The organism is Micromonospora sp. NPDC047753 (assembly GCF_040642735.1).
Classification (GTDB): domain Bacteria; phylum Actinomycetota; class Actinomycetes; order Mycobacteriales; family Micromonosporaceae; genus Micromonospora.
The window spans coordinates 1-6,732 of sequence record NZ_JBEYSL010000378.1; the positions used below are offsets into that span (position 1 = coordinate 1).

Genomic DNA, 6,732 nt, shown 5'->3' on the forward strand with positions numbered 1-6,732 from the left:
GTAGCGTTCGAGGGTCTGTCCACCCTTGATGGTCAGGCCCTTGATGGTGAGGTGACCGCCCGCGCCGACGTTGAGGATGCGGAAGTAGTCCGCGGTGGCTTCCCGGGCGATCGTCGTGTGCTCACCCTTCAGGGTGATGCGCTCGGTGATGACCGGCAGGCCGTTGCCCTGGTAGTCGTTGCGGCTCAGGTTGTAGGTGCAGCCCTTGGCCAGCTCCAGCACACCGCCGTGCTTGTTGTTGGCGAACACGATCGCCTGAATCAGCTTGTCGGTGTCGCAGGGCACCTCCTTCCCGCGCTCGTGGTCCTTGTCCCGGTCCTTGTCCCGGTCCTTGTCCTTGTTCCGGTCCTCGTCCTTGTTCCAGTCGCGCGACTCGTCACCCCGCTGGTCGCCGTCCTTGCTGACCTGTGCGGTGTTCCAGTTCAAGCCGACCGCTCCGGCGCTGCCCGCGACGCCCACCGCCGCGAGACTGATCACGCCCGTCAAACCGGCCACGCCACTGGCGAGCCAGAGCTTGCGGCGGCTCTTTGCCGTCGCCCGCCCGGAGGCTTCGTTGTTCGTTAGGTAGTTGGACATCGGAGCTCTCTGCCCTCTCCTCGTACCAGACAGGGTCGCCGCCGTCAGACGGGCGTCCCCTGCTACAAATCGGTTGTAGCTCCCAAAACCACCGTATGAGAAGGTTCCTCGCCTCGCGGGCTTATCCGAGAGAAGCCCACATTCGGTTCATGTTGCCCCCAGTCGGGCCCGGACCGACACACGGGCCCCCAAGCCGGCCTGCACGCCCCTGACCTGCCCAAATAGGTACGCCCCTCCGAGCCGGTGACGGCTCGGAGGGGCGTTCTATATGGTTCAGCCCCACCCGGTCAGGCGAAGCAGTCCAAAACGTTGAAGCAGTTGGTCGGGCGGTTGGCGGTGACGGCGGACTCGTCGTCCAGCGTCACGGTGCCGCCGAGGCTGTTGAAGATGCCCCCCGGCTCAAGGGTGGAGAAGTTGTGCGCCACCTTCGTCCGGTGGAGCGTGACCTCGCCGCCCTCGGTGTTGAGGATGCCGCCGCCGCGGGCGAACGGACCGACGGCCCGGTTGCCCGACACCTCGCTGTCGCGCAGCGTGGTGACGCTCTCCTCGTTGAAGAGGCCGGCGCCGGAGGAGCCCGCGGTGTTGTCGTTGATTCTGCTGTTCTCGATGGTCGCCACGCTGTCGAAGGCGGCCACACCGCCACCCGAGCGGGCGGCGCTGTTCTTGACCACAGTGGCGTCCTTGAGGGTGAGCTGGCTGTCCGCCACCGCGACGCCACCACCGTCGAGCACCGCGGTGTTGTCACTGACAGTCGTCTGGTGCAACGTCGTGGTGCCCTCGACATCCAGGACGCCGCCGCCGAAGCCGAGCGTCTCGTTGTCGGTGACCTCGCTCTTGTAGACCCAGACCGAGCCGCCGTCGACGTCTTCGGTGAAGATGTCGGCAGCGCCGTTGGAGATGCCGCCGCCGCCGACGATCCCGGTGTTGTCCTTGATCTTCGACTCGTCGACCTGGAGTACGCCGGCGTTGAAGACACCGCCGCCGAAGAAGAACGCGGTGTTGTGCGCAACCGTCGTCTTGCTGAGCCTGGTGCTGCCGAAGTTGGCCAACCCGCCGCCGTTGCCGCCGGACTGGTTGTAGAGCAACTCGCTGTCCAGGATCTCCGCGCGACCACCGGGCTGCACCAGCACCCCGGCGCCGTCGGTGAACCCAGGCTGCTCGACCAGCGGCACGACCGCCGTACCGGCAACCGGCTTCGCCGCCGCCACCGGCTTGGCCGGGGCGGCCTTGGTGGCAGTCGGGGCTGCCTTGGTTGCTGGCGCGGCCGGCTTGGCTGGCGCTGCCGTCGCGGCCGGCTTGGCGGCTGCCTTTGCGGTGGCCTTGGCAGGCGCTGCCTTCGCGGCCGGCTTGGCAGCGGTTGCTGCCGGCTTCGCTCCCGCTCCCGTTGCCGTTGCTGCTGCCGCTGCTGGCTTGGCGCCGGGCGCGGCAGCGGTCGCCGGCTTCGCGGCGGGCGCCGCCGCTGCCGGTGGCGTGGCCCTGGTCGAGCGGACCTGAGCCGAGTACGGCGCCCAGACCGTCGCCGGGTCGGCGGCTATCGGGTACTGAAGGGTCTGGCCACCCCTGATGCTCAGGCCCTTGAGAGTGAGCTGCCCGCCAGCCCCGACGTTGAGGATGCGGAAGTAGTCGGCAGTGGCTTCGCGGCCGATGGTGGTGTGCTCACCCTTGAGGGTGATGCGCTCGGTGATCACCGGGAGGCCGTTGCCGTCCTGGTTGCGAGTCAGGGTGTAGGTGCAGCCCTTGGCCAGCTCCAGCACGCCGCCGTCATCGTTGTTGGCGAACGTGATCGCCTGGATGAGCTTGTCGGAGTCGCACGGGACCTGCCTGGTGCGGTCCTTCTCGTCGTGCTTGCCGTCCTCGCGGTCCTTGCCATCCTTGCCGGACCGGTCGTCGAAGCCGCTCCAGTCGTCGCCGCCCCACTCGTCGTCCTGACCGCCGTCGTCCTGGGCGCCGCCCTTGTCCGTGCCGCCGTCGTCGCTGACGTTCTCTCGGTTGGTCGATGGCTGCGCGTCCGACACCTGGTCGGACTTGGGCTTGTCGTCCCGAGCGGCGACGCCGCCGAGGGCCGCCAGGCCGACCACGCCGGTCAGCCCGGCTACGCCGGCGACCCAGAGCGCCCGCCTTCGCCGTGTTGGCGGAGCTGTCGAGGCCCCGCCGTCGGTACTCGTTACGTCGTTGGACATCAGAGCCTTCCGCCCTTTCCTGCTACCAGACGGGATCGCACCGCCCGAGGCGCCACGACCAGCTACAAATGGGTTGTAGCCTCTGATCCTCACCGTATGAGAACCATCTTCGCGATGCGGACGTATCCGAGATAACCACGCATTTGGCGCAGGTCAGGTGAGGTCGGCCAACCGGTCCGAGCCGGCGGAAAGGGCCCGAGCAGCACAAACACCGGCCGACGAGCCGTCCCTTGGCCGTCAGGTGTACGGATGCCGAACGGGGCCCGTCCTCCGGGCGTGATCCACTCGGCTTCGCTGAAAACGCGGCATCCGAGCGACCGGGACAGCGCGACTTCACGGAAACCGAGTTGATCACGGCAAAAAGCCCCTGGCCGCCGGCCCTCAGCGAGGGCGGGCGGGCCAGGGGCGCAGCGTGACCCGTCAGCGCTCCCGCGGCGAGGGCACTGGCGGGTCTGGCGGGTAGGCGGGTAGGCGGGTCAGCTGGGCAGGCGGGGCCCGGCTTCGCGCTGCTCGGCCAGCCAGGTCTCCACCTCGTCGGAGGTGCGGGGCAGCCCGGCCGACAGGTTGACCGCGCCGGTCGCGGTGACCAGCACGTCGTCCTCGATCCGGATGCCCACACCCCGCAGCTCGGCGGGGACCAGCTCGTCCTCCGGCTGGAAGTACAGACCGGGCTCGACGGTGAGCACGTAGCCCTCGCCCAGCGCGCCGTCGCGGTAGGTCTCCTTGCGGGCGTTGGAGCAGTCGTGCACGTCGATGCCGAGCATGTGGCCGAAGCCGTGCAGCGTCCACCGCCGGTAGACGGTCGACTTCTCGTCCATCGCCTCGTCCACGCTCACCGGCAGCAGGCCCAGGTCGGACAGGCCCTCGGCGAGGACCCGCATGCAGGTCAGGTGGACGTCCTTGAACTTCACGCCGGGGCGGATGGCCTCGATGCCAGCCTGCTGCGAGGCGTACACGATGTCGTAGACCTGGCGTTGCAGGGCGGTGAACCGACCGTTCACCGGGAGCACCCGGGTGACGTCGGCGGTGTAGAGGTTGCGGCCCTCGACGCCCATGTCCATCAGCAGCAGGTCACCCGGTCGGGTGGCGCCGTGGTTGTGGACCCAGTGCAGGATCGTGGCGTGTTCGCCGGCTCCGACGATCGAGCTGTACCCGACGTCGTTGCCGTCGTGACGCGCCCGCAGCGCGAAGACACCTTCCAGGAGCCGCTCGGAGACCGCCCGGTCGGCCGGCAGGATCCGGGCGACGTCCTCGAAGCCGCGTACGGTGGCGTCGATCGCGTCCTGGAGTTGGCCGATCTCCCACTCGTCCTTGACCAGCTTCATCTCCGAGATGGCGATGGCCAGCTCGCGGTCCCGGGCCGGCTGGCCCTCGGTGAGGGGCCCGTCGTAGGGGCGGACGGCCGCGTCCACCTGGGCGTCGAAACCGCGCAACACCCGGGTACGCCCCGGAGCCAGGTCGGCGAGCGTCGCCTCCAGGCCGGTCAGGTCGGCGGTCGGCAGGCCCACCTCGGTCGACTTCTCGCTGAGGGTGTGCCGCCGGCCCACCCACAGCTCGCCGTTGCGGCTGCGGAAGAACTCGTCGGTCTCCCGGGAGGACCGGGGCCGCATGTACAGCGTCGCGTCGTGCCCCGAGCCGTTCGGGCGCAGCACCAGGACGCTGTCGGCGTCGTGGTCGCCGGTCAGGTAGGCGAAGTCGCTGCCCGGCCGGAACGGGTAGTCGGTGTCGTTGGCCCGGACCTTCTCGGTGCCGGTGGGGATCACCAGCGTCTCGCCGGGGAACGCCGCCGAGAGGGCCGCCCGCCGCTTGGCGTAGTTGGGCGTCTCCGGGCGGGGCGTCACGGGAAGCGCGGTGTCGCTCCAACCCTGCCGCATGAAGGACAGGAACGCCTCCGGGAAGTCCGGATCGTGCGATTCCGTACCGTCCGTCGGCGTACCGTCGGTCTGTCCCTCGGTCATTGCGCCGCTCCCTCCGCTTCGTTGCTGGTCCCGACGGTACCGCGCGTCCGGTTGGCGGTGACGCCCCCTCGGAGTCGGGTGGATCGACGGACGGCTGCAAGGGCCGACAGCGCGCGTGGAAAGATGGCCACCATGTGCGGACTTCTGGCCTTCTTCAGCGCGAACGGCAACGCCGCAGCGCATCGCGACCACATCGCCGGAGCGTTGGAATGCCTGCACCACCGCGGCCCCGACGAGACAGGGGTCGAGGTGGTCGGCGACGCCTCCGGCCGGTACGCGGACGGCGTGTTCGCCCACAAGCGGCTGGCCATCATCGACGTCGCGTCGAGCCACGAGCCACTGCCCTACGCGAACGGCCGTTACCTGCTGACCTTCAACGGCGAGATCTACAACTACATCGAGCTGCGCGAGGAGTTGATCAGAAACTTCGGTGCCCAGTTCGCCACCGCCGGTGACGGTGAGGTGATCGTCGCGGGCTACCACTTCTGGGGTGAGCAGGTGCTCACCCGGCTGCGGGGCATGTTCGCCTTCGTCATCTGGGACCGGCAGGAACGGCGGGCGTTCGGTGCCCGCGACTACTTCGGCATCAAGCCGATGCACTACCTGGAGACCGCCGACGGCCTCTACCTGGCCTCGGAGAAGAAGGCGCTGCTGCCGTTCGCGCACAGCAACTACCAGGGCGACGCGGGCGTCGACACGGCGAACCTGAGCCACTACCTGACACTGCAGTACGTCCCCGAGCCCGGCACCCTGCACAAGGGCATCAGCCGGATCGGCTCCGGGGAGTACCTGAACTGGACCCCGGGCGGCCGGATCGACGTACGCCGGTGGTACCGGCCGGTGTTCCGGCCGGCGCCGGTCGACGACGAGCAGAGGCTCTACCACGAGATCCGCGAGACGCTGCGGGAGAGCGTGCGCATGCACATGCGCTCCGACGTGCCGGTCGGCTCGTTCCTGTCCAGTGGCATCGACTCCACAGCGGTGGTGGCGCTGGCGCGGGAGTTCAACCCGAACATCCTGACCTTCACCGTCGGCTACGACGTGCCGGGTTACTCGGAGATCGACGTCGCCCAGGATTCGGCCCGGCACCTCGACGTCACCACGATCCCCACCAAGATCGGTCCGCAGGACATGATCGACGCGCTGCCGAAGATCGTCTGGCACCTTGACGACCCGGTGGCCGACCCGGCGCTGGTACCGCTCTACTTCGTGGCGAAGAAGGCCGCCGAGCACGTCACAGTGGTGCTCTCCGGTGAGGGCGCGGACGAGTTCTTCGGCGGTTACACGATCTATCGGGAGCCGCTGTCGCTGGGCAGCGTCAACGGTCTGCCCGGCGGTGTGCAGAAGGGGCTGCGCGCGGTCTCCAAGGCGATTCCGCAGGGGGTCAAGGGCAAGAGCTTCCTGGAGCGCGGCACCACCCCGATCGAGGAGCGTTACTACGGCAACGCCCGGATGTTCACCGAGGAGGAGAAGCAGCACCTGATGCGCCGCTACGACCCCTCGGTGCGCTACACGGACGTCACCGCCCCGATCTACGCCGAGTGCACCGAGCTGGACGACGTCACCAAGATGCAGTACGTCGACCTCTACACCTGGCTGCGCGGCGACATCCTGGTCAAGGCCGACCGGATCTCGATGTCGCACTCGTTGGAGGTGCGGGTGCCGTTCCTCGACCGTGAGGTGTTCGACGTCGCGGCGAAGATCCCGGTGGACCTGAAGCTGCCGCCGCGCTCCGACGCCACCAAGTACGCGATGCGTCAGGCGTTGCAGGGTGTCGTGCCGCCAGCCATCGTCAACCGCAAGAAGCTGGGCTTCCCGACCCCCACCCGGGTCTGGCTGCGTGGCGAGATGTACGAGTGGGCCCGGCACGTGCTGAGCACCTCGGGCGCGGGTGACCTGCTGGACCTGTCGTACGCGCTGCGGCCTCCTGCGGGTCACGGCCGACAAGTTCGGCCAACTCGGGGGCGAGGACACGGAGTCGACCGAGGGCGTGGCGGGTCTGACTCTTCACGGTGCCG

At 68.8% G+C, this 6,732-nt stretch carries 3 protein-coding genes and 1 pseudogene; 1 reads left to right on the forward strand and 3 read right to left on the reverse strand.

Annotated elements, in window-relative coordinates; all coding sequences use genetic code 11:
• The 3 genes and pseudogenes from ABZ749_RS25940 to ABZ749_RS25950 all read right to left on the reverse strand — a co-directional run.
• A pseudogene (locus tag ABZ749_RS25940) lies at positions 1-576 on the reverse strand (hypothetical protein); the annotation flags it as partial.
• Between the two features lie 287 nt (positions 577-863).
• Positions 864-2,756 carry a hypothetical protein gene (locus tag ABZ749_RS25945; protein ID WP_357232287.1) on the reverse strand — a complete coding sequence of 631 codons (1,893 nt, stop codon included), beginning with the start codon at positions 2,754-2,756 and terminating at the stop codon, positions 864-866.
• Between the two features lie 476 nt (positions 2,757-3,232).
• Positions 3,233-4,714: an aminopeptidase P family protein gene (locus tag ABZ749_RS25950; RefSeq protein ID WP_357232290.1), complete on the reverse strand. Its 1,482-nt coding sequence runs from the start codon at positions 4,712-4,714 to the stop codon at positions 3,233-3,235.
• A 132-nt stretch (positions 4,715-4,846) separates the two neighbouring features.
• On the opposite strand from ABZ749_RS25950, the gene asnB reads away from it, so the two are divergent.
• Positions 4,847-6,732: asparagine synthase (glutamine-hydrolyzing) (gene asnB, locus ABZ749_RS25955; protein ID WP_357232293.1), on the forward strand; the 1,886-nt coding region annotated here is incomplete at its 3' end.

What these genes read in the sequence shown, in the direction of transcription:
- ABZ749_RS25945 (WP_357232287.1), bottom strand. Translation starts at nt 2,756, where the DNA reads ATGTCCAACGACGTAACGAGTACCGACGGCGGGGCCTCGACAGCTCCG.
- ABZ749_RS25950 (WP_357232290.1), bottom strand. Translation starts at nt 4,714, where the DNA reads ATGACCGAGGGACAGACCGACGGTACGCCGACGGACGGTACGGAATCG.